Annotated in this window: 22 protein-coding genes; 10 read left to right on the top strand and 12 right to left on the bottom strand. The window is 65.6% G+C overall.

Annotated features, from left to right (window positions below):
* The first annotated feature begins 150 nt into the window (after window positions 1-150).
* From BVU17_08750 to BVU17_08725, 6 genes are all read left to right on the top strand, one after another.
* Window positions 151-789 carry a transcriptional regulator gene (locus BVU17_08750; protein ID AUG47601.1) on the top strand — a complete coding sequence of 213 codons (639 nt, stop codon included), beginning with the start codon at window positions 151-153 and terminating at the stop codon, window positions 787-789.
* Between the two features lie 229 nt (window positions 790-1,018).
* Window positions 1,019-1,261 carry a hypothetical protein gene (locus BVU17_08745; protein ID AUG47600.1) on the top strand — a complete coding sequence of 81 codons (243 nt, stop codon included), beginning with the start codon at window positions 1,019-1,021 and terminating at the stop codon, window positions 1,259-1,261.
* Entirely contained in the window at window positions 1,254-3,749 is a 2,496-nt protein-coding gene (locus BVU17_08740; protein ID AUG47599.1) for a dimethyl sulfoxide reductase, read from the top strand. The genes BVU17_08745 and BVU17_08740 overlap by 8 nt, the downstream gene beginning before the upstream one ends.
* A 2-nt stretch (window positions 3,750-3,751) precedes the next feature.
* Window positions 3,752-4,582, top strand: a complete 831-nt coding sequence (locus BVU17_08735; protein AUG47598.1) for a 4Fe-4S ferredoxin — start codon at window positions 3,752-3,754, stop codon at window positions 4,580-4,582.
* On the top strand, window positions 4,582-5,883 hold the full coding sequence (locus BVU17_08730) for a molybdopterin oxidoreductase (GenBank protein AUG47597.1): 1,302 nt from the start codon (window positions 4,582-4,584) through the stop codon (window positions 5,881-5,883). Before BVU17_08735 ends, BVU17_08730 begins: the two co-directional genes overlap by 1 nt.
* Window positions 5,880-6,467 (top strand): cytoplasmic chaperone TorD family protein, encoded by a 588-nt coding sequence (locus BVU17_08725; protein AUG47596.1) that lies wholly within the window; start codon window positions 5,880-5,882, stop codon window positions 6,465-6,467. The genes BVU17_08730 and BVU17_08725 overlap by 4 nt, the downstream gene beginning before the upstream one ends.
* A 223-nt stretch (window positions 6,468-6,690) precedes the next feature.
* Here the strand turns inward: BVU17_08725 and BVU17_08720 are convergent, their stop codons facing one another.
* The 12 genes from BVU17_08720 to BVU17_08665 form a co-directional block, all read right to left on the bottom strand.
* Window positions 6,691-7,302: a hypothetical protein gene (locus tag BVU17_08720; protein AUG47595.1), complete on the bottom strand. Its 612-nt coding sequence runs from the start codon at window positions 7,300-7,302 to the stop codon at window positions 6,691-6,693.
* A 192-nt stretch (window positions 7,303-7,494) separates the two neighbouring features.
* Entirely contained in the window at window positions 7,495-8,733 is a 1,239-nt protein-coding gene (locus BVU17_08715) for an ATP-binding protein (protein ID AUG47594.1), read from the bottom strand.
* A gap of 2 nt (window positions 8,734-8,735) precedes the next feature.
* Window positions 8,736-9,587 (bottom strand): protein phosphatase, encoded by an 852-nt coding sequence (locus BVU17_08710; protein ID AUG47593.1) that lies wholly within the window; start codon window positions 9,585-9,587, stop codon window positions 8,736-8,738.
* Window positions 9,584-10,435, bottom strand: a complete 852-nt coding sequence (locus tag BVU17_08705) for a phosphate ABC transporter permease (protein AUG47592.1) — start codon at window positions 10,433-10,435, stop codon at window positions 9,584-9,586. Before BVU17_08705 ends, BVU17_08710 begins: the two co-directional genes overlap by 4 nt.
* Window positions 10,432-11,112 (bottom strand): molecular chaperone, encoded by a 681-nt coding sequence (locus BVU17_08700; protein ID AUG47591.1) that lies wholly within the window; start codon window positions 11,110-11,112, stop codon window positions 10,432-10,434. The genes BVU17_08705 and BVU17_08700 overlap by 4 nt, the downstream gene beginning before the upstream one ends.
* Complete coding sequence (locus BVU17_08695) at window positions 11,112-11,945, bottom strand: DMSO reductase (protein ID AUG47590.1); 834 nt, start codon at window positions 11,943-11,945, stop codon at window positions 11,112-11,114. Before BVU17_08695 ends, BVU17_08700 begins: the two co-directional genes overlap by 1 nt.
* The gene (locus tag BVU17_08690) at window positions 11,938-13,014 is read right to left on the bottom strand and encodes a respiratory nitrate reductase subunit beta (GenBank protein AUG47589.1); all 1,077 of its coding nucleotides are present in this window, start codon (window positions 13,012-13,014) and stop codon (window positions 11,938-11,940) included. Before BVU17_08690 ends, BVU17_08695 begins: the two co-directional genes overlap by 8 nt.
* Window positions 13,011-15,869, bottom strand: coding sequence for a nitrate reductase (locus tag BVU17_08685; GenBank protein AUG47588.1), 2,859 nt, complete (start codon window positions 15,867-15,869; stop codon window positions 13,011-13,013). Before BVU17_08685 ends, BVU17_08690 begins: the two co-directional genes overlap by 4 nt.
* On the bottom strand, window positions 15,862-16,044 hold the full coding sequence (locus tag BVU17_08680) for a hypothetical protein (protein ID AUG47587.1): 183 nt from the start codon (window positions 16,042-16,044) through the stop codon (window positions 15,862-15,864). The genes BVU17_08685 and BVU17_08680 overlap by 8 nt, the downstream gene beginning before the upstream one ends.
* Entirely contained in the window at window positions 16,041-17,435 is a 1,395-nt protein-coding gene (locus tag BVU17_08675; protein ID AUG47586.1) for a cytochrome b, read from the bottom strand. The genes BVU17_08680 and BVU17_08675 overlap by 4 nt, the downstream gene beginning before the upstream one ends.
* Window positions 17,435-18,091: a (2Fe-2S)-binding protein gene (locus tag BVU17_08670; GenBank protein ID AUG47585.1), complete on the bottom strand. Its 657-nt coding sequence runs from the start codon at window positions 18,089-18,091 to the stop codon at window positions 17,435-17,437. The genes BVU17_08675 and BVU17_08670 overlap by 1 nt, the downstream gene beginning before the upstream one ends.
* Entirely contained in the window at window positions 18,088-18,663 is a 576-nt protein-coding gene (locus tag BVU17_08665; protein ID AUG47584.1) for a hypothetical protein, read from the bottom strand. The genes BVU17_08670 and BVU17_08665 overlap by 4 nt, the downstream gene beginning before the upstream one ends.
* A 179-nt stretch (window positions 18,664-18,842) precedes the next feature.
* On the opposite strand from BVU17_08665, the gene BVU17_08660 reads away from it, so the two are divergent.
* From BVU17_08660 to BVU17_08645, 4 genes are all read left to right on the top strand, one after another.
* Window positions 18,843-19,502: a bacterio-opsin activator gene (locus tag BVU17_08660; protein AUG47583.1), complete on the top strand. Its 660-nt coding sequence runs from the start codon at window positions 18,843-18,845 to the stop codon at window positions 19,500-19,502.
* A gap of 85 nt (window positions 19,503-19,587) precedes the next feature.
* Window positions 19,588-20,253, top strand: a complete 666-nt coding sequence (locus tag BVU17_08655) for a metal-dependent phosphohydrolase (protein ID AUG47582.1) — start codon at window positions 19,588-19,590, stop codon at window positions 20,251-20,253.
* Window positions 20,254-20,373: 120 nt separating this feature from the next.
* Window positions 20,374-20,691, top strand: a complete 318-nt coding sequence (locus BVU17_08650; GenBank protein ID AUG47581.1) for a hypothetical protein — start codon at window positions 20,374-20,376, stop codon at window positions 20,689-20,691.
* A 138-nt stretch (window positions 20,692-20,829) separates the two neighbouring features.
* Window positions 20,830-21,348: a hypothetical protein gene (locus BVU17_08645; GenBank protein AUG47580.1), complete on the top strand. Its 519-nt coding sequence runs from the start codon at window positions 20,830-20,832 to the stop codon at window positions 21,346-21,348.
* Window positions 21,349-21,372: the final 24 nt, after the last annotated feature.

The following is a 21,372-nucleotide window of genomic DNA, read 5'->3' as shown; positions in this document are numbered from 1 at the left end:
TCGCGACGAACCACAGTGTACGTCCGCGGCCGTCGTGACCGCTGGCGCGTATTTGTGCATGAACGTTTGATACGAACCCATCGCTATCTGCCGATTATGGCGATATACGACACAATGCATTTAACTGAAGATAGTCGAGTGACAGTCAGAATGGGACACTCCGAAAGCGGGCCTACAGGGGCGACATCGGGGACCGCCACCGAACGGACCCTCAAGGTTCTGTTCGAAATTGAACTGTCCGATGACTGTTCGTGTCCACTTTCGGAGCCGGATGCAGACATCGAAAACGCTCAGAACCAGATCGACGATGGCGTCTGTCACGCGGAGGTGACTGTCACTGACGAGACCGGTACCGCACGGGTCCTCCATTCGACAAATCAGGTCGGTGACGCCTGTCTCTGTCTCGCGTTTAGCGAGGTCGGGTGTGTCCCACGAACGCGACGCGTAGACGGTGACTCGCTTTTCATCGAAACGTACGTCTCAGACCGAAGCGTCATCAGCGAGCTAGTCGAGCAGTTGCAATCGGCCGCCGAACGAGTCCGTCTGCGACGGCTGACATCCCGTCAAGACGACGAGACTGAGTCGGAGCCCGCGACTGTCGACCTCTCCTGTCTCACGACAAAACAACGGGAAGCTGCGATAATTGCGGTCGACGAAGGCTACTACCAGCAGCCCCGACAGACGACCCTCGACGAACTCGCATCGACACTCGGTATCTCGAAATCAGCCCTCTCTCAGCGCCTGAACGCCGTCGAATCGAAACTCGCGACGGCCGCCTTCGATCCGTAGACTCGCCTTTTCGGGCTGGATGCACTGGCGACGGAGTGACTCCTCCCAGTCATCGAACGACTTGCGCGTGAACAGAGCGTTCTCCGAGTGTCTGTTTCGGCTATGTCCCGGGTCTCTGGCATACGCTCGATCGGTCTGACCGCGGACGGGTACACCCGCCGGTACTTAAATCCCTTCATAATACAGCGCGCGTCCTACCGAGGTCCGAAAGAAATCGACAATTAGAGCCATGAATAACCCACAGCAGCCGAGATTGACGCCGATTGATGAGTGGGAAGATGAAGCAACAGCGATGCTTGACGGCGTCGAGTACAACACTGAGTTGGGGCTACGGATGGCTCGTGACGCGATTCGCGTCTCGAACGGGGAACTGAGCGACGCCGAATTCCATGAAAAGTACCACGAGGAGGTACTGGCGGAGTTCGGTGAAGACGAGCGGCCGACCAAACCTGAGGGATTCGACGATGACTGACGACGACGGCGTTTACCGACGTGACGTACTGAAAGCCAGCGGAGCAGCCGCTGCCCTCGGTCTTGGCGGGGGCGAGTTCTTCCAGACGCTGGTCGAAAGCGGAGACGGAACCGGGCCGTCAAACCGCGATTCCGGTATCGAGAGCTACGTCGGGCAAAACGAGGTCATCCAGACCGTCTGCTCGCCGAACTGTCGCGGGAAGTGTCCCATCGACGTCCACGTCCGCGACGGCCAGGTGAAGAAGGTCGAGCCACACCCGCCGGAAGACGAGCAGTACAAGCGGGCCTGTGTGCTCGGCCTCTCACACACCCAGCGTGTGTACGACCCGACGAGACTGAAGTACCCGATGAAGCGCACAGACTGGTCGCCCGACGAGCCAAACCCCGACGGACGCGGTCCGGATGCCGCGTTCGAGCGCGTCTCCTGGGACGAGGCACTCGACCTCGTCGCCGACAAGATGCAGTCGCTGAAAGCAGACTTCGGCCCAGAAAGTGTTCTCTTCCATGTGGGATTCGGGAATTACGGACAGTCCGGAACGGCGTTCAGCCGCCTGGCCTCTCTGTTCGGCTCGACCCAGCCTGCGTCCACAATTGACACGAACGTCGGCCGCGGCTTCAACCGTGTCACCGGGACCGGCTTCTACCTGCCCTCGACGAACGAAGCCGAAGACTGGGAGAACGCGAACACCATCATTGTCTGGGGGTCGGACCTCTTCTCCAGCCAGTTCCAGATGGACGCCTCGGAGGTGCTCGATGCCGTCGAGAACGGGGCGAAGCTCGTCGTGGTCGACCCAGTGTACACGACGACGGCATCGAAAGCCGACCTGTGGCTCCCGGTCAAACCCGGGAAAGACGTGCATCTCGCGCTTGCGATGATGCACACCGTCTTCGAGGACGGGACGTACGACGAACAGTTCCTTCGGCAGCGGACGACCGGTCCTGCGCTAGTCCGGAAAGATACCGGCGACCTGCTCAAGTCGAGCACTGTCTTCGACGACGGCAGTGATGATCAGGTCGTCGCTGTCGAACAGGGAAGTAACACGGCAGTCGAACTCGAACCCGAGACCGACGGCCCGTATGCGCTGTTCGGGGAGTTCACTGTCGACGGCATCGAGTGTGAGACGGCACTGACCAGACTCCGAGACCACGTAGCTGACTACGCGCCGTCGGAAGTCGCCGAGCAGACTGGTGTCGACGCGGAGAACATCCGCACTGCAGTCCGGTGGCTGGCGACTCGTGGCCCCGGTGGCATCGCCCCGAGCTACGCGCTCGGGCGGTACAAACACGGGCACATCTTCGGCCAGACCTATGCGATGCTGATGGGGCTGACCGGTGACTACGGCCGGCACGGAAACATCCACGCGCACCACTCCGGCGGTGCAACGCTCAGTACCGGCGGCTGGAGTACGCCCGAAGATGCTGATCCCGGACCATCGGTGCGCTTCTCCGACTACCCGGACGCGATGATCGACGGTGACCCGCACAAGGTCAGGGCCGTTTACTCAATCGAGTCGAACATGATGGGCAACCAGTTCCCGGACCGACAGCGGTTCAGAGAGGCTATCAAGAGCCTCGAGATGTTCGTCGTCGCGGACATGCATCACACGGATACGGTCCAGCATGCAGACATAATCTTCCCGGTCCCACACTGGTTCGAACAGGAGGACATCGTTTCCAGCTGGGGGTCCCATCCACACATCAGCTATCGACACAAGGTCCAGGAGCCGATGTGGGAGGCCAGAGATGACTACTACGCGATCCGCGGGCTCGCGGAGCGACTTGGATTTGGTGATTACTTCCCGGAGACAAAACGTGAACTGCTCCGGGAACTCGCCAGCCGGGACGACGCCATCGACTTCGAGACGCTGTCCGAGCAGGGCACACAGAAGAAGCAGAACATTCCCATCGTCAAGTTCACCGATGCGTTCCCCACCGACACGGGGCGAATCAAGATGTACGACGATGACGCCCCGAGCGAGGAGGGCGTGACGTTCGACCTCCCGCGGCCACTCGAAGACCGGACAGCCGACGACTACGAGAAGGCCGACGAGTACCCGCTGATGTTCATGCAGAAGCACAGTCGGTTCCGAATCCACTCGCAGTACGAGATGCTGAACTGGGTGCGTGAGGTCAACCCCGAACCACAGCTGGACATCCATCCGTCGGATGCGAAGGCCCGCGGCATCGAGGACGGCGAGTACGTCCGGGTGTACAACGACCGCGGCGAGATGATCGTGAAGGCGAAGTACAACGAGGCGTTCCAACCGGGGCTGGTAAACACTGACCAGGGATGGTGGTCACGCGACTACATCGCGGGCCACCACAACGACCTCACGCACAACGAGGTCAGTGAGGTCGGCCAGACGATGGCGTTCTACGACGTCCGGGTCGAAGTCGAACCCGCCCCCGATGATGTCGACACAGACAAGTACGAAGCCGATAACCCGCGCGGAGCAGGTGCCGACGCACCACGCGCAGGAGGTGACTAACGATGACGAACTACGGCCTAGTAATCGACCAGGAGCGGTGTATCGGCTGTCAGGCATGCGCAGTGTCGTGTAAACAGGAGAACAACGTCCCGATGGGACAGTTCTGGAACCGTGTCCTGACGGAGGGCGGCGACAAGATCGACACCCCGTCCGGTGGCTATCCCGAAGACGGGGGGAGCGGGTCGCTGGATATGGAGTACCAGCCGACGGCGTGCCAGCACTGCGAAAACGCCCCCTGCGTGAAGGTCTGTCCGGTCAACGCGACGTACACCCGGGACGACGGGATCGTCGAGATCGACTACGACAAGTGCATCGGCTGTCGCTACTGTATGGCCGCCTGCCCGTACAACGCGCGGGTGTTCAACTGGGACGAACCCGAGCAGATGCCCGAGGAGGGGACGGGCGACGTTGCCGCGCGGCCACAGGGCGTCGTCGAGAAGTGTACGTTCTGTAGCCACCGCGTCGACGAGGGACTCGACCCGGCCTGTGTCGTCAACTGCCCGGCCGACGCACGCATCTTCGGCGACCTCGACGACGAGGGGAGTACCGTCTCGAAGTACATCAACGAGTACGAGACGGACCAGCTCCTCGAAGACCGCGGAACGGACCCGAAGACGCACTACATCAGCGGCGAGATGAGTCCCGGTCGGCCGCAGACGTCGGATAAGATGGAGAGCGAACTCGACGATGTTTCTCCGTGGTCCGATGGGACCGAGGACGTGCCATCTGAGGCCGGTGGCAGCGACAGTAGCGGCTCGGGTGGCAGCCACCACTCCATCGAGGGTGATGCAGATCCACACGTCCCGGCAGTGGGGTCCGGAGGTGATGACTGATGGCCGCTGACTCGTCACGGATCGCGATTCCGGCCTTCGGGACGAAAGGAAAGCTGTGGCTCGGGCTGCTCGCGACCCTCATGGTCGCTGGACTGGCAGCCTGGGGCTACCAACTTACCACTGGGCTGGTCGCCACGGGGATGCGCAACGTCTTCTCGTGGGGGCTGTACATCATGATGTTCGTCCTGTTCGTCGGGCTGTCTGCCGGGGGGCTCATCATCTCCAGCGCACCGAAGTTCTTCCATTCACACCGCTACGAGGGGTTCGCACGGCTCGGCGTGCTGGTCAGTCTCGCCTGTATCACCGTCGCGGGCCTGCTCATCCTCCCGGACATCGGGCGGCCCGAGCGGCTCTACCAGTTTGTCACCTCGCCGGACTTCCGCTCGCCGATGGTGTGGGACTTCGGCATTGTCATCCTCTATGGCGTGCTAAACCTCTGGTATCTGTGGCTCTTGACTCGCCGCGACCTTGCTGCGCGGGGGTCGCCGCTCGCACTGGGTGTCGATGACACCGACGCCGGACGCAAGCGTGACCGCACGCTCATGTTCTGGACCGCGGCACTCGCCCTCCCGACCGCCGTCGCACTCCACTCAGTGACCGGGTGGATCTTCGCGACGCAGATCGGACGTGGCGACTGGTTCAGCCCCCTCGTCGCACCGGTGTTCATCGCCAAGGCGCTTGTCTCCGGGCTCGGGCTGTTGCTGGTCGTGTCGGTACTCGCAGACCGGCTCACGAACTACGAGGTCGACCGCGAGGAACTCACGAGTCTCGGGAAGATACTCGGCATCTTCCTCGCGCTGCACGTGGTCTACCTGCTTGCGGCCGAGCGACTGCCCCACGCCTGGGCGAACCACTTCGAGTTCTGGGCCATCACCAGCAGCTTCCTCATCGGCGAGTCCGTCTACTTCTGGCTCTGGACCGTCGTCGGCGGGGCAGTCCCGCTCATCATGCTGATGATTCCATCGCTTCGGAAGCGCGTGTCGGTCATCTTCACCGCGAGCCTCCTCGCGGTCTTCGGCACGATGTTCGAAGGGATCCGGCTGGTGTTCACGGGATACGAAGTCGCTAACATCGACCTCCCACCGGGCATCTCGACCGGTGGCGAGTACGCCGGCATCACGACAGACATCTGGGCGACTGCGGGGGCCTACACCCCGACGCTGGTCGAGGTGGTTGTCACCCTCGGTATCGTCGCCTTCGGCGCACTCATCGTCACGCTCGGCCTGAAATACGTCCCGATTCAGCGAGTCGAGAGACCGGAGTCGTACGCGACTGACGGCGGTCGACAGGAGCGACAATGACTGGACAGACTGATGCCCCCGCCAAGCGTGAGCGAGCATCCGAGCGCAGCACAGACAGCGACGGATTCCGCTCGGACGCCGCAGCGACCTACGCCGTCCTCGCCGAATGCTGGCGGGAACCGACCGAACAGTTGGTCGAAGCCGTCGAGACCGGCGAACTGGTCCCGGTAGTCGGCGACGTTGGCTCTGTTGACCTTCGCCGTCTCAGCGCCGAGTACACCCGGCTGTTTATCGGGCCGGAAGGGCCACCGTGTCCACCCTACGAGAGCGTCTATCGCGACGGCGACGACCCGGACGAACTCGGCCCGGTCAAGGGACCAGCTACGATGGCTGTCGTGCGCTGGTACCGGGAGTTCGGCGTCCAGCCTGCGGCCGACCATCCGGACCTCCCCGACCACATTGCGACCGAACTGGAGTTCGCCGCTTATCTGGCAGAAGCGGGTCTCGACGAACGGCTTTCCCAGTTCCGTGCGGAGCATCTTGATGCGTGGGCTGACGAGTTCCTCGGCCACGTCGAGGCAGAGACACGCGAAGCGTTCTACGCGTCACTGGCAGCCACGACCCGGGAGATGCTCGGGCAATAGCGGACCTGCGGGGCACTGACCGGGTTCGTCGCGGCGGCTGACTGTTTCCTCATCCATTTTCGCGGTCAATACCCGCTCAGAGTCGTGTGCGCCGTCATCGCCATCGCGACGAGTACGAGAGACAGCTCCCGCAGGCGGTCGCACAGTCGGTCACAGCGACGAAGCCCAGCGGATGCAGGAGAGCGGGGCATGACAGACGAGAATCCGGAGCGGCGGCGCGGTCCTACTGTGCGTCGCGTCGTTCCCACGCCTGCACCGTCGGGAGCGACCATCCGCGACCGATGCCCAGCCCCCGGGCCAACAGCACCGCGAGCGCGCACCCGGCCGATGCTACGCTGAGCGGCACGCCCATCTGTGCCAGCGCCCAGAAGGCGAGACCACCGATAACGGCACAGGACGCGTAGAAGTCCTCGCGGAGGATGAACGGCGTCCGGCCCAGCAGCAGGTCCGATATCGCGCCGCCGCCGGCCGCGTTGACCGTCGCCAGCGCGACGACGGCAAACACCGGGAGGCCGGCCTGATGACCCAGCAGCGCTCCGGTGGTGGTGAACGCCGCCAGCCCGATGGCGTCGGCCGTCAGGACGACCGGATGCTGGTGGCCGTCGTCGAGGAAATGCACGAGCAAAACGGCGGCGGCGACGCCGAGGAGCGACAGGGCCACTTCGCCGGGCGACTGCAGGGAGTTCGGAACGCGGTTCAACAGCAGGTCCCGCGTCGTCCCGCCACCCAGCGCCGTCATCACGCCGACGACCGTGACGCCGAACACGTCGTAGCGCTCCTCGACAGCCTTCGCCGCGCCGACGAACGCGAACCCGACCAGCCCGATAGCGTTCATCACCGCAAACGCGTCGGTCACGCTACCCCTCCGACCCGCCGGGGCACGGTGCGTGCGCGACCCCGGGGGAGTCGACCCGCTGTCACGAGTATCGCGGTCATTATGCTACTACTACGGGTGCGGACAATTATGCCTTTAGTCCTGCCCGCGAGGTATGTCCCCGGCTATCACTGTCGACTGCCAGCGACCGTCCTACGGCTTGACAGTCTCCAGCACCCAGTCGGACGGTGTCTCTCGGCGGACCTCGAACGGGTCGAAGGCTTCTCGCGGGGCCTCCGCGAGCCGGCCCAGGAACTGTCCGACCGGCGTCGGGTCGCGGTCGCTGACGAGGACGAACGACTCGCCGCTGTCCAGCGCGGTGAACTGCTCTCGAACCAGATCCTTGCGTTCCTGTGGCGGCAGGCCCCGGATATCGGCGGTTGGTTCGACGCCCACCTCGCCGGCGGTGTCGAGGGCCGATTCCACGGCATCCCCCAAATCGCTGACCGCGCTGGGCACGTCGCCGGGCACTGGCGTTTCCTGCAGGTCCTGCGAGAACGGGAGTTCGGCCAGCACCTCGGCATCGAGGTCTTCAAGCGCACTACCGGTGAACAGGTCGTTGGGCTCGCCACAGCAATCACAGACGTATTCGGCCATGTTGACGACGGTTCCCAGGACCGGCACGTCGTTGTCGCGGAACAGCTCGACCGTTCGGCTGGTGTCGCTGACGCTGGCGTGAAACGGCGTCGTCACGACGACGACTCCGTCGACGGGGACCTCCTGTAGCGTCGTCAGCACCACGTCACCGGTTCCGGGGGGCAGGTCAAGCACCAGTATCTCGTCGTTGCGCCATGCGGTGTTCTCGAACAGATCGTCGAGGGCGTCGTGGGCCATCGCGCCGCGCCAGGCCAGCGGCGCGCCGCTTTCCATCAGACCGACGCTCATCACGTCCATGTCGCCCGCTCGGACCGGGAGCGGGTCGCCCTCCTCGCTGGAGTGGACCGGGCCGCTCACGTCAAGCAACTCGGGGACGTTCGGGCCGTGGATGTCGGCGTCGAACAGCGCCACGTCGCTGTCGGCGGCCAGCGCGCAGGCCAGATGCGTGGCGACCGTCGACTTGCCGACGCCGCCCTTCGCGCTGGCGACGGCGATAACGTGGTCGAACGACTCGACACCGGCCTGCCCCTCGCTCGATGGCGTCGTCCGTTCGACGTGGACGCTGTCGACGCCGTCCACGTCGTCGACCGCGTGGAGCATCGCCTGGACGACCTGCGTGCTCGTCTGGCCGTCCAGCGCGGTCAGGTCGGCCTCGATCGTCACGTCGCCGTTGGCCGCGTCGATGTTCTCGACGAAGCCCGCGTCGAACACGGAGAGGTCGGCGTTCGGGTCGCGCACGTCTCGCAGTGCGGCTTCGATACGGTCGGTCAGTGTGGTGGGCGTTCCGTCAGTCATCGTCAGAGGTCGGGCATCCGATTGAGTCTGTCTTCGCCGGGCAGGAGTCGGGCGTCGTTCTCCAGCGCGCCGCCGAACTGTCGGCGGAACCGTCCGGGGTCCGCTTCGAGGGACCGCTCGGCGGTCTGGCGGACCACGGTTGCCGGGTCGTCGGTGAGTTCGCGGAGTCGCTCGCGAGCGCGGTCCTCGTCGACGCCGCCGAGCATGTGCGCGGCCCACTCGCGGACCCGCTCGCTGTCGTCCCGGCTCTGCTCTAACAGCAGGTCGGCCATCCCCTCGCCGCGGAGTTTGAACAGCGAGATGGCCGCGTTGCGCCGGACCGCGTGGTGGTCGTCGTGTATAGCGGCCGCGATATCCTCTTCGTGGGCCTCGCGGTCGACGTTGTCGAGCGTGACGACGGCTTCGGCCCGGACCCACGGGTCGGGGTCGGAAAGCAGTTCCACCGCCACCGCTGCGGCCCGCTCACCGCCGTGGGCGGTCAGCGCCTCGACGGCGAACTGGCGCACGTCGCTGTCGTCGTCGGTCGTCGCGGCGCGGGCCAGTGCCGCCACGATTTCGCCGGTGGACGCGCGGTCTTTGAGTTCGAGCGCGGCGCGGCGGCGCTCGGTCTTTTCCCCGTGTTCGATGTCGGACAGCAGCGACGCCGCCGCGTCGTCCTCGACAGGTTCGGTGTCGCTCGCGGCCAGTTCCTCCGGCGTCGCCTCGCCGATGGTCACGTCTTCGCGGCTCACCTCGATGTCCTCTAGCGCCTCGATGTCGGTGTGCAGGCCCGGGCTGCGCTCGGGGTCCAGTTGCGGGTCGGGGTCCTCTTCGAGGTGCTTCTCGAACTCGTCGTCGTCGTGGCACCCGGTCATGGCTGTCCCTCCCCGCGCGTGAGCGCGGCGACCCCGAGCGCGAACGGGAGCGCCCGCGGGAGCGAGGCCGGGACGCCGGCGAACGCGACCAGCGCGACGCCGGCAAGCAGCGTCCAGCGGCGGGTCCGGCTGGCGGCGCTGGCCGTCGTCACCGCGCCGGCCGCGGCCAGTGCTACCACCGGGAGGCTCGTTCCGACAACGCCGCTGCCGGTGAGCGTGACCGCGCCGGTGACGAACGGGACGGCGCGGCCGACCGCGAGGACGACGGCGAAGGCGGCGACGCCGCCGAGTATCGCGCCCCAGTCCGCCGTCGACAGCGATCGCCAGTCCGTCGCGGCGAACGCCGGCGTCGCCGCGACCCCGAGCAGCGCCGCGGTCGAGGCCGCCGGTCGGAGCCCCGTCCAGCCGCCGACGCCGCTCGCCAGCCCGACGCTCAGCGCCGCGACGAGCAGGGCGGACGCGGCCGCCGAGACGGGGTCCAGCCGTCGGCCCGAGACCGCCGCGACCGTCGCCGTCCCGAGGACGACGGCGGCGGCCGCCGGGAGCGCCACAGCGCTACTGACGACCGACAGCAGGCCGAACACGCCGACGAACAGCAGGCCGACGCCGGCGGCCGGGTCGGCGTCGGTGACGGCGACGGTGACCGCCGCGGCGGCGACGACGGCCGTGGACGCGACCGTCAACGGGCCGGGCGCGACCGGGACCCCGTATCCCGGCGCGTTGACGAACAGAACCGCGAGGTAGCGGGCGGCCACCGCGACGGCCGCCGTGCCGACCGCGAGGTCCGCGAGCGAGCGGTCCCCGCCGAGCAGTAGCGGCCGGACTCGCTGCTGGAAGGTGGCTGTCATCGCTTCCCCTCCAGTCGGTCCGCGAGGTCGTTTCGGTCGGCCCGGACGAACGCCTCCAGCAGTTCGCCGAAGCCGCCGTAGATGTCGGTCCCCGGCTCGTCGGCCAGCCGGTCGGCGACGCCGGCCGCGGCGTGGCCGAGGTGGCGGTCGTGGAAGTCAAGCCTGGCACTTGCGGCGTCGTCTCCGATGGCGGCTTCCCGGCGGGCCAGGTAGCCCGCGAACTCCAGTTCGTAGGTCACGGCGTCGTGGTTGTCCCGGGTCTCCTGGTCGATTTCGAGGCCGTAGTGGCTGTAGGCCCGCGAGAGGTCGAGATTCACGTCGTTCCAGGAGTGGTCCGGCCGGTATTTGGACTCGTACAGCGGGACTGGCGGCCCCTCGGCCTCCAGCGAGCCGTCGGTGCGGTCGGTGTACTCGCTGTAGCCGAGTTCGAAGATGTCGTTGTAGCGGGCCGCGAGCGTCTCGTAGTCATCACCGGTGGTGAGCGACGGGACGGTCACGTCGAGGCCTGTCCGGTCGAGACACGCTTGCAAATCCGCTTCCAGCGTCCCGTCGGCCGCCGCGCTGTGGAACGACTCCTCGGGGTACTCGAACGCCTTGGCGAGCGTCGCGTACACCGCGCCGCGGGCAGCGGCAGTCTCATCGAGGTCATCTATCGAGTCGGCTGGCGTGCTCGCCATCACTCGACCCCCCGTGTCCGATAGATGCCGAAGCCGGTGACGCCGACGACAGCGACGATGGCGATACCGGCGACGGTCCACAGCAGTGTCTCGTAGGGCGGGCCCTGCGGGCCGCCGCTGAACGGGTAGTAGTGCCACTCGCTGACCGCTTTCTGGCCGGACCGCTCGCCGTTGGAGCCGTTCCAGACGGCGAAGGCCACGTCGAGGTCGCCGTCGGTCCGCAGGTCGGTCCGGTTCTCGCCGGAGACGTCCAGCGGCCGCGAGTAGACCACCGTCCAGGTGGCGTTGCCGCCGGTGCCGCTGTGACTCGCGTTGGCCGAGACGGTCGGGTTCTCGAAGGCGGTTGTCGAACCGACTCCGCCGGCCAGCAGTTCCTGCGTCCCGGTCGACCCGCTCCAGTACCAGACGTTGACGCGGTTGTCCGGGCCGCCCATCGCTATCGGCGGCCGAGAACTCGTGTTGACCGGGAACTGGACCGCGACCGCGTCGGCGAACGCCCGTGTGCCGCTGGCGTTTGTATCCCGTGTCGCGTCGTGCCACTGCAGACGGACGTACAGGCGCTCGTCAGTCCGGGCCGCCTGCACGTCGACCGTCTCGACGGACGTGTCGTCGGCGTTCGGGACGCTACTCGGGGCGCTCGAAAGCGGCACGTCAGAGGCCGGCACCCCCGTCCACCCGTCGGCGTCCGGCTGTGCGAGGTCGGCCGTCGATACCTCCGAAACCGGTATCTCGTGTGCTGGCCGGGCGCTGGCCATCGGCGCGGCCACCGTCGAAACGACGATGAGCCCCGCCAGCACCGCCGTGAGTGTGAGCGTGTGTCGGTGGTCAGTCATCGTCAAAGACCTCCAATCGGTACTGTTTGGCCGGGTTCTTGTCCTGGAGCAGTTCCATCAGTTCGCTGTCTTCGCCCTGTCGGGCCCGCTGGCGCTCGCGCTCGATGGTGTCGAGGGCTTGGTCGACGCCGTCGCCGAACAGGTCCCGGAGGTACTGTCGTGGGATGCGGTCGATGTCGACTGTCTCCCCGTCCTCCGTGTGCTGGCCGGGCGCGAAGGGCGGGATGTAGTAGACGTTGGGCTGGGTCCGGAACTCCGGATGGAGCGGCAGGGCAACCTCGTACTCGTTGACAAGCTTGTGAATCGGACCCTCCTCGTCGTCGAGGAAGCCGACCAGCCGGAGCTGGGGCGGGCACTCCTCGGCACAGGCCGGCGCGAACGTCTCTCCATCGGGACCTTCGCCCTCGATGCGCGGGTAACAGAAGATGCACTTCTCCGATTTCTTCGAGACGGTGTTGTAGTACACCTTCTTGTACGGACAGCCCTCGACGCAGTAGCGGTAGCCCCGACAGCGGTCCTGGTCGACGAGAACGATGCCGTCTTCCTGGCGCTTGTACAGCGCCGAGCGCGGGCAGGCCTCGACACAGGAGGGGTGGGTGCAGTGGTTGCAGATGCGCGGGAGATAGAAGTAGTAGCTGTTGGGGTACTCGCCGGCCCCCTGGTCCTCGTCCCAGTTGGGGCCCCATTCCGCGCCTTCGCGGGGCCGGAGCGGCTCGTCGCTGCCCTCGTACATGATTTCGCTGTGGTTGAACTCCCAGGCGCGGCCGTAGTCTTCCTCGTCTGGAATCTCGCCCGGCGAGCGGTCGGAGTGCTCGCTGGACTCCCAGCCGCCGCCGGAGTCCTCCCAGCCCCGCGGGTAGCCCTCGCCGGGCTTGGTCTCGACGTTGTTCCAGTACATGTACTCCGACCCGCCGTCCTCCGTCCAGAGGCTCTTGCAGGCGATAGTACACGTCTGGCAGCCGATGCACTTGTTCAGGTCCATCACCATCGCGACCTGGTGGTCGACGCCGTCGGCGACGTTGACCAGCGTATCGTCCTCGCCCTGTTCGTCCTGTTGGTCGGTGCTCATTCGCTGTCACCTCCGGTCGGTCGGACGTCGACGCGCACGTCGCTGTTGACCCCCGTCGGCCCCCAGTAGTTCGGGAAGAAGTGCAGGTGCTCGCCGGTGTCCTCGGGGTACTGCACTAGCTGGGTCGGCTTCATGTACATCGGGACGAGCGTGTTGAAGTTGTCCCGGTCGGGGTACTGGAACTTCTCCCAGGAGAAGAAGTGCCGGACGGTCCCCGGCTCGCTGGACGGGTAGATTTTGGCCTGCACCTCGACGGCCCCGAGGTCGTTGTACACCTCGACGGTGTCGCCGTCCTCGATGCCGCGCTCTTCGGCGTCCTCGGGGTTGATGTACACCACCGGTTCCCCCCGCTGGAGGCGGAGCATCTTGGGGTCGTCGCGCCACGTCGAGTGGATGGACCACCGGCCGTGGGGCGTGTTGTACGACAGCGGGTAGTCCCCGCCGGTGTTCTCCGGCCCCTCCTTGTGGGTCGGCAGTTCCTCGCCGAGTTCGAGGTACCAGTCGTGGTCGATGTAGTACTGCTGGCGGCCGGTGAAGGTGGGCCAGGGGTTCTTGTCGTGGACGTAGTCCTGCCACGGGACGTACGCCTCCCCGTCCTTGATGTCGGAACTCCAGTGGTCGCCAGCTTCGAGGAACCGCTGGGGCTGGTCCTCGATGTCGTCGAACGTTATCTGTTCGTCGCTGTCCTCGGGGTTGGTCTCCTCGGAGTGTTCGAGGATGAACTCCGCGGCGGCCCTGTCTTCCTCCAGTGCGCCCTCCTCGCCGGTCTCCCAGTCGCGGACGTAGTCGTCGTGGATGGTCGTCAGGTCGATGGTGCGGTCGAACTTCCGGTCCTCGACCGGCTCGACGCCCCGTTCACGGGCCCGCTCCTGTATCTTCTCGGCGAGCAGGCGGAAGATTTCCCAGTCGGTCTTGGCCTCGCCCAGCGGCTCGACGGCCGGCGTGAACGGGTGCACGTAGGTGTGCATGTCCGTCTCCGAGAGGTCGTGTTTCTCGTAGTGGCTGGCCGCCGGCAGGACGATGTCCGAGTACATCGCCGTCGAGTCCATCCGGAAGTTGATGTCGACGACGAGGTCGAGTTTGGGCCAGAGCTGTTCCTCGACGGCGACGTTGCCCTTGGCCTGATTGAAGTAGTTGCCCCGCCAGATGAACATCGTCGACGGGTCCGGCCGGCTCCCGTCCTCGCGTTCCTCGGGGTAGACCGGCATCCATCCCTCGTCGATGGACTCGCGTATCTTCTCGGCGGTGTCGGGGTCGGTGTTGTCGAGGATGCCGGCGTGGAAGTACGTCCACAGCGTCGTCGGGACCCCGCGGACGCTGCCGGTCGGGAACGAGAGCACCTTCCAGCCGTGGAACGACCAGATCTTCTCTTGGCCGACGTAGTGGTCCAGGCCGGTGCCGGGGTCGCCCAGATTGCCCGTCAGCGTCACGAGCAACTGGATGGCGCGGTTGCCCAGATCGTTGTGGTACCAGTCGTTGACGCCCTTGCCGTGGATGATTTTGGCCGCGTCGGCCTCGGCGAACTCGCGGGCGACTCGCTGGTAGGTGTTTTCGCCGACGCCGGTCTCCTCGTGGACGAACTCCGGCGTATACTGGCTGAGTTCGTCAGTGAGGTTCTCCCAGACCGACCTGACCGCGACGCTGCCCGCGTCGGTCTCGATGGTCCGCTCGACCGACAACTGCGGGTCGAAGTCGAGTTCGATGCTCGCCGAGTAGTCCTTCTGGCCGTCCCGTTCGCCCAGCGAGCCGGGCGCGCGCCGGAGGGTGCCGTCGGCGTCGACCATGACGAACACCTTCTCGGGGTCGTCGGCGTCCTCGGCGAGGCCGACTTCGCTGGCCCGGAGGAACTTGCCGGTGTCCTCCCGGACGAGCAGCGGCATGTCGGTCTGCTCTTTGAGATGCTCCTCGTCGTACAGCCCCTCGTCGACGATGGTCTGGGCCATCCCAAGCGCGAGCGCGGTGTCGCTGCCGCCGTGGGGCGAGAGCCACTCGTCGGTGTGAATGGCCGTCTGGGAGTAGTCGGTGAAGATACCGACCCGCTTTGCGCCCTCGTAGCCGGCGTCGAGGAAATACTTCGCGTCGGGGATGCGCGTGACGTTGATGTTCGACCCCCAGGCGATGATGTAGTCGGCGTTGTGCCAGTCGGCGGACTCGGCGTTGTCGGTCTGGGTGCCCCACGTAATCGGCTGGCCCGGCGGCAGGTCCGAGTACCAGTCGTAGAAGCTGTGGGAGACGCCGCCGAGCAGGTTCACGAGCCGGGAGCCGGAGGCGAAGCTCACCGGGGACATCGCCGGAATCGGCGTGAACCCGGAAATCGCGTCGTACCGACCCGCCTGTACCTCGTCGATGACGTGGTCGGCGATTTCGGTCAGCGCCTCGTCCCAGCTAATCCGCTCCCACTGGCCCTCGCCGCGCTCGCCGGTGCGCCGGAGCGGATGGAGCACGCGCTGGTCGGCGTTGACGTAGTCGGTGTAGCAAGCCCCCTTCTGGCAGCCACGCGGGTTTGGGTCCGGGAGGCTCTCGTCGAAGGTCGGGTAGTCGCCGGCCTGCTCCTCGCGCCAGACCTGGCCGTCCTTGACGTAGACGTTCCAGGAACAGGAGCCAGTGCAGTTGACGCTGTGTGTCGAGCGGGCGACGGAGTCCCAGTCCCACTCGTCGCGGTAGAGGTCCTCCCAGTCCCGGTACGGGTAATTGCCGATGGGGTCGTCGACCGCTTGCAGGCCGTCCATGCCGTCGTCGGCGAAGGACAGCCCCGTCGCGCCCAGCAGCGACGCGGCTCCGAGGCCGCGCACGAAGTCGCGGCGACTGATTCCAGCACTGTCCGCCTCGTCGTCGGTCGGGTCGTGTCTACTCATTGGTGATGAACACAGTCGCAGTCGCGCAGGCGGTGCCGGCCACGGCTAGTGCGATGCCGGTCGATGTGCTGCCGCCGACTTCGAGGCCGGCGGCGACCAGCGCGAGGCCGACCAGTTTACTCGTCGTATCCAGCAGGCGATACTGTCGCTCGCTCAGTTCGACGCTCGTCGTCATCCGTCTCCCTCCCGTTCGGTGGCGTCCGCGTCGCTGTCGACAGCGCCGCCGTCGGCGGCCACGTCCCCCTCCCGGGACGGCGACGGCTCTCCGTCGCGCAACAGGAGGTACGTAATCCCGCCGAAGACGGGCGGGACGACCAGCAGCGCGGCCGTCAGGATGGGGTTGACCACGCCGGTCGTCGTCCCAAGCACCTGGCCCGCGAGGATGTTGTTCATCCCCGCGATGGAGGCGATCATGATGAACGCGACGGCGGCCACGCCGACGCCGGTCTGCCAGGCCCGGTCCAGCGGGTCCGCGGTGAAGTGGGTCGGCTCCGTCCGGTCGATGAAGGGCCAGGCGGCGACCGCGGCGAACACGAGCCCCGGGAGGACGATGCCGCCGACGAACTCCCCGTTGATGTGGGCGGGGCCGACGTTGAAGCTGATCTGTGGCAGGAGCTTCAGGAAGCCGTACACCCACATCAGGAACCAGTCCGGCATGATGAGTTCCGGCGTGGACGCGGGGTCGTTCGGACCGTACTCGGCGACGTTGTGGACCGGCAGCAGGCCCGCCAGCGCCGACAGCGTTGCCGCGGTGACGAAAAACACCACCGCCGAGACGGCGGCCTGATTCGGGAACGCGGGCAGGCCGATGATGATGTCGTCGTCCTCCTCGTCGACGGGCTTGCGGCCGGCCGTCACGTCGCCGTCCCGCGGGGCCTCGGTGTGTTTCTGCCGGATGAGGATGGCCATGTGGACGGCCAGCCCCACGGCGATAGCCGCCGGTATCACGAGGACGTGCAGGAAGTACAGCCGCGGGATAGTGGCGCTGGAGGGGAACTCCCCTCCGAACACCACCTGGCCGAGGAAATCACCTAACAGGGGGATGGAGATGGTGAGGTTGTAGCCGATGCTGGTCGCGGTGGCGGCGAACTCGTCGAACGGCAGGGCGTAGCCGGTGTAGGCCGCGCCCATCGACAGGGCCGCCAGCCCGGTGCCGACGACCCAGTTCGGCTCCCGCGGATTGCGGTACGCGCCCGTGAAGAACACCCGTAACATGTGCAACCCTATCGAGGCGACGAAGAGGTGAGCCGCCCAGTGGTGGAGCCGGCGGATGAACATCCCGAAGGGCACGTCGTAGGTGATGTGCAACACCGAGACGAACGCCTCGGGCATCTCCTCGCCCTGGAACTTCTGGACGCTGCCGTCGTACTCCACATCGGACGTGGAGGGTTCGAAAAAGAACCCGAGGAAGACCCCCGACAGAATCAGGAGGAGGAAACAGAACAGCGCCACCTCCCCCAGCAGGAACGAGTCCTCGGCCGGGAACGCCTTCCCGAGGAACGTCTGGCCGTTCTCCAGGTCGAGGCGGGTGTCGAACCAGTCGTAGACGGCTTTGGCGCGAGACATTATCCACCTCCGGGGCCGACTGGCCCCTCGAAGTCACCGGTGGCGACGAGGAATCCGTCGCTGGTCACCGTAATCGGGAGCTGCGGGAGCGCCCGCCCCGGCGGGCCGCCGCTGACCGCTGCGCCCTCAAGGACGTTGAATTTCCCGAAGTGACAGGGGCAGACGACCAGGTCCTCCTCCCTGTCGGAGACCATACAGCCGGCGTGGGTACACACCTTCGAGAAGGCGGCGTAGCCGCTGACGGTGAACCCCTCCGCGACGCCGCTACCGTAGTCGGACTCGGCGTAGCGCACCAGCAGCGTCGGTGCGTCCTCGATGCCGGGCCGGGGCTCCGGGAACACGGTCATATGTTCGCCCTCGGAGAGCCGGCTTTCCGTGATGCGCTCGCCCTCGCCGTCGACGAGGTGGATGCCGTCGGAGTACACCGGCCCCTTGTACCCTCGCTCGAACACCTGCGTGGTGCTGGCAAGGGGTGCGGTGAGGCTGGCGACGGCAGTCAGACCGCCGACGGTCGCGAGGAACTTCGCGAAGTCACGCCGGCGGAGTTCTGCGCGGGCGTCCCCGTACAGCGTTGGAGACGTACCGGCGGCCCCGTCACACGAGCAGTCGTTGCCCTGTTCCTCGTCGTCTTCATCGGGTTTCGGATACTCTATCATTCGTGCCCCCTGAGTTCGGCGACTTCGACGTGCGGCATGAACCAGGCGTAGTACGCGACCGTCGAGAGCGCGAGCGAGAGAAACATCCCGGTCGCGTACAGCCCGAAGTACTGGGTCCGGGCGAGCGTGAGGTACTCGCCGGTGAACAACGCCGCGAAGACGATAGACAGGACCGTCAGTCCGCTCATGGCGACGAGTCCTTCGATGGCGTCCGAGGCGTCGTGGTACTCGACGACCCAGCGGTTCTCCGTGTCGAGCCACGGCAGCGAGACGGTTCCGCCGTCGGTGACCGGTTCGGTGTCGTCGGGTGGCCGGACCGCTCTGTTCATGAACTGGTGGGCGGCCGTCAGCACGCCCACGAGGCCGAACAGGGCGACCCAGACGACGACGCCGACCTGGCTCGGCGACAGCTTGTTCGGCGTCTCGACCGGGCCTTCGAGCGGACGGATGTCGCTGACGCTCTCGTCGATAGCGATTTCCTCCGACGGTGGCTCGCCGTGCAATGCGACGTACCACATCGGCAGCAGCACCGCCGTTATCAACAGACCGATGAGTATCGTGTTGCGTCTCATAATCTTGTGTCATCTCGGTTCGCCAGCGATTCGAACGGCTATCTGCGTCGCTGTGTTCGGGGTTTGTCCCAGCACCCCGATGAACTGCCAGCCCGACATCTTAGGCCCATTATATGGCGGTTTTTTATACGAACATGTTCGCACAGACTCTTTTATGCTAGCCGGGGGATTCCCCACACATGTCGGGCCGAATGCTTGCCGAGGTCGAAGTGTTCGGCCCTCGGTCGTGTCAGGTGCAACCGCACGCTGACGAGGAGTGGTCGGTGTCGTCAGTCTCCCGGAGCGCAACGAGTGGCGGTGCTGGCCGGGTTGTCGAAGAGTTCACGCTCAAAGGCAGTGAGGGAACGCCGTCAGTGCTACAGAGTGCAGACCCAAGCGCCGACCACGTGTTCGCCTACGACCAGCGACACGTGTTTCAGCTGTCTCGGGCAGCCGGACAGGGCTGCGTGTGTGAACGTATCGAAGCAGCCGGCTGCGTCGTTCAGGAGTTCTCGGCAGACACCGACTCCATCGTCGTCACGTTCCTCGTTGACGACATCCCGACCCTGCGAGACATCGTCGACGACCTCGAATCCGAGGGTGAGACGGTCAAACTCCGACGGCTACTGGAGGACACGTCCACAGAGACGGACCAGCCGGTCGTCCTCGACCGAGCAAAACTGACCAGCCGCCAGCGTGAGGTGCTGACCAGGGCCCACGAGATGGGGTACTTCGAGCACCCGCGCGAGGCGACCGCCGGCGACGTGGCCGACGCGCTGGACATCTCTACCTCGACGTTCACCGAACACCTCGCTGCCGCCCAGCGGAAGCTCCTCGACGACCTGCTTGACGCCCGCTGAGTGGCACGCCCTCGAAACATGTCAACGATGTATACGTATTTCACAGCAGTTATTTCAGCCCGAACGCGAGGTGCCACCGCTGCCAATGACACAGGAACTTGGCCCCCTCGCCCGAACACTGTCGCTGTCGTACTACGAAGACGCCCTCCCAGCCCACGACCAGTTTCACGCCAAGCGAGTCAGAGACATCGCACTTCGACTCGCGGACGACTGCGACGGCTCGGTCGACCGGGATATCCTCGCCGCGTCGGCGTGGCTCCACGATATCGGTCGGCCCCGGGAGCGGGCCGGTGACATCGATGACCACGACGAATGGGCCACAGCAGAAGCCGCGCAACTACTCGCGGCCGAAGGTGTGGAACCTGATCGAATCGGCCGTCTGAAACACTGTATCCGAACACACAGTATCCGGGCGAGTTCCCCGGAACCGGAAACGCTGGAGGCGAAACTCCTCTTCGACGCGGACAAGCTGGACGCTGCCGGCGCGCGCGGCCTCATTCGACTGGCCTGTATCGTCGGCGAGCGGTCCGGGCGGATGGGTGAGAAATACGCGGTCATCGATGACACGTCAGCTACCGATGTCGAGTCCACCGATTCTCCGGATATCGCACTTCTCCGGGACTGGGCGCAGGAACGCGTCGATATGCTGTACACCTACCCCGGCCGGCGTCTTGGTCAGCAGCGTCGGGAATTCATGGACGAGTTCTTCACGCAATTCGCCGGTGAAATCGGGGTTACAGGGGAGCGATAGCCGGTGTCCGGCCGGAGCCGATAGGCACCGAAACCCGACTTCGAGCGCGTCGGTCTCGACCGGGTGTGCTGTCCCCGGCGGCACGGAACCCTTTACCCTCGCCCCGGCGACACTGCAGCCATGACCGAGTTCGACGCCGAGAAATTCGACGAGAAGTACGCCTACTACTTCGAGGAGCTCGAAGCGGCGTACTCGAACGCGTATCAGGAACTGCATGGGCAGTACGACTCCGAAGTCCTTCGCGGGATAGACCGGCAGATTCTCAGCGAGAGCGAGCCGGTGTACGAGGGGGACGGGACGTTCAGCATCCGGCTGCCCGACGACACTGCGGCGCGTGCGCAGTCTCTGCCGGGCGACGAAGCGACGTTCGACACAGTGCTGTCGGCGTTCACTGACGCCATCGAGCGCGAGCTCCGTCGGCTGTTCGAGTTCGAGTAATCCCCGATCGCTGCCCGACGGCTCGCTCGATAGCGGGCGTGCACAGCCTGTTCGCCTCCCCTCCGGTAGCGGTCGGCCCGGCGGATCGAAAACACCAGAATCAATGCAGTTCCGGTCCTAGCCGAACCAATTATACTAATGGCGACCGATTCAGATCTTCACTGTCTCTTTACCGCACCCGTCGAGGAGCACAACGACTCGTACGTGATCGAGATTCCGAAACAAGAGGTCGAACTGGGAACGCTGGCCTCCGAGACGCTGTACCGGATCGCGCTGTTCGAGCCGGCGGCCGAGGCACCCACACCCCAGTCACCGTCTCAATCCAGTCCCGAGCCTCGGTCCAATTCCCACTCGGAGCCCGGGCCTCGGTCCAATTCACAATCCAAGTCTGAGACCCAGTCCGATTCCCGGTCCGACAAACCGGGCGGGGAACCTGAGTTCGAACCGTCGTCCCCGCCCGTTGCTGAGGGTGAAACGCGTGTCGTCGAAATCGACAACATCGGCGACAAGGGCGACGGCGTCGCACGTATCGACGGCGGGTACGTCGTTATCGTCTCCGACGCCGATGTGGGGGAGCGCCTCCGTGTCAAAATGAATCAGGTCCGCGAGAACGTGGCCTTCGCTGAGATCGTCGAACGGCTCCCATACTACGAATAAGCACCGCTCATATCGACTGGCACT

Source organism: Haloarcula taiwanensis (assembly GCA_002844335.1).
In the GTDB taxonomy this organism is placed as follows: Archaea; Halobacteriota; Halobacteria; order Halobacteriales; family Haloarculaceae; genus Haloarcula; species Haloarcula taiwanensis.
The sequence above is the reverse complement of the archived record's forward strand: the minus strand, read 5'-3'. Positions and strand labels throughout refer to the sequence as shown.

Coding starts and splice junctions, on each gene's coding strand:
- BVU17_08750 (AUG47601.1), top strand. CDS start 151: ATGGGACACTCCGAAAGCGGGCCTACAGGGGCGACATCGGGGACCGCC.
- BVU17_08745 (AUG47600.1), top strand. CDS start 1,019: ATGAATAACCCACAGCAGCCGAGATTGACGCCGATTGATGAGTGGGAA.
- BVU17_08740 (AUG47599.1), top strand. CDS start 1,254: ATGACTGACGACGACGGCGTTTACCGACGTGACGTACTGAAAGCCAGC.
- BVU17_08735 (AUG47598.1), top strand. CDS start 3,752: ATGACGAACTACGGCCTAGTAATCGACCAGGAGCGGTGTATCGGCTGT.
- BVU17_08730 (AUG47597.1), top strand. CDS start 4,582: ATGGCCGCTGACTCGTCACGGATCGCGATTCCGGCCTTCGGGACGAAA.
- BVU17_08725 (AUG47596.1), top strand. CDS start 5,880: ATGACTGGACAGACTGATGCCCCCGCCAAGCGTGAGCGAGCATCCGAG.
- BVU17_08720 (AUG47595.1), bottom strand. CDS start 7,302: ATGAACGCTATCGGGCTGGTCGGGTTCGCGTTCGTCGGCGCGGCGAAG.
- BVU17_08715 (AUG47594.1), bottom strand. CDS start 8,733: ATGACTGACGGAACGCCCACCACACTGACCGACCGTATCGAAGCCGCA.
- BVU17_08710 (AUG47593.1), bottom strand. CDS start 9,587: ATGACCGGGTGCCACGACGACGACGAGTTCGAGAAGCACCTCGAAGAG.
- BVU17_08705 (AUG47592.1), bottom strand. CDS start 10,435: ATGACAGCCACCTTCCAGCAGCGAGTCCGGCCGCTACTGCTCGGCGGG.
- BVU17_08700 (AUG47591.1), bottom strand. CDS start 11,112: ATGGCGAGCACGCCAGCCGACTCGATAGATGACCTCGATGAGACTGCC.
- BVU17_08695 (AUG47590.1), bottom strand. CDS start 11,945: ATGACTGACCACCGACACACGCTCACACTCACGGCGGTGCTGGCGGGG.
- BVU17_08690 (AUG47589.1), bottom strand. CDS start 13,014: ATGAGCACCGACCAACAGGACGAACAGGGCGAGGACGATACGCTGGTC.
- BVU17_08685 (AUG47588.1), bottom strand. CDS start 15,869: ATGAGTAGACACGACCCGACCGACGACGAGGCGGACAGTGCTGGAATC.
- BVU17_08680 (AUG47587.1), bottom strand. CDS start 16,044: ATGACGACGAGCGTCGAACTGAGCGAGCGACAGTATCGCCTGCTGGAT.
- BVU17_08675 (AUG47586.1), bottom strand. CDS start 17,435: ATGTCTCGCGCCAAAGCCGTCTACGACTGGTTCGACACCCGCCTCGAC.
- BVU17_08670 (AUG47585.1), bottom strand. CDS start 18,091: ATGATAGAGTATCCGAAACCCGATGAAGACGACGAGGAACAGGGCAAC.
- BVU17_08665 (AUG47584.1), bottom strand. CDS start 18,663: ATGAGACGCAACACGATACTCATCGGTCTGTTGATAACGGCGGTGCTG.
- BVU17_08660 (AUG47583.1), top strand. CDS start 18,843: ATGTCGGGCCGAATGCTTGCCGAGGTCGAAGTGTTCGGCCCTCGGTCG.
- BVU17_08655 (AUG47582.1), top strand. CDS start 19,588: ATGACACAGGAACTTGGCCCCCTCGCCCGAACACTGTCGCTGTCGTAC.
- BVU17_08650 (AUG47581.1), top strand. CDS start 20,374: ATGACCGAGTTCGACGCCGAGAAATTCGACGAGAAGTACGCCTACTAC.
- BVU17_08645 (AUG47580.1), top strand. CDS start 20,830: ATGGCGACCGATTCAGATCTTCACTGTCTCTTTACCGCACCCGTCGAG.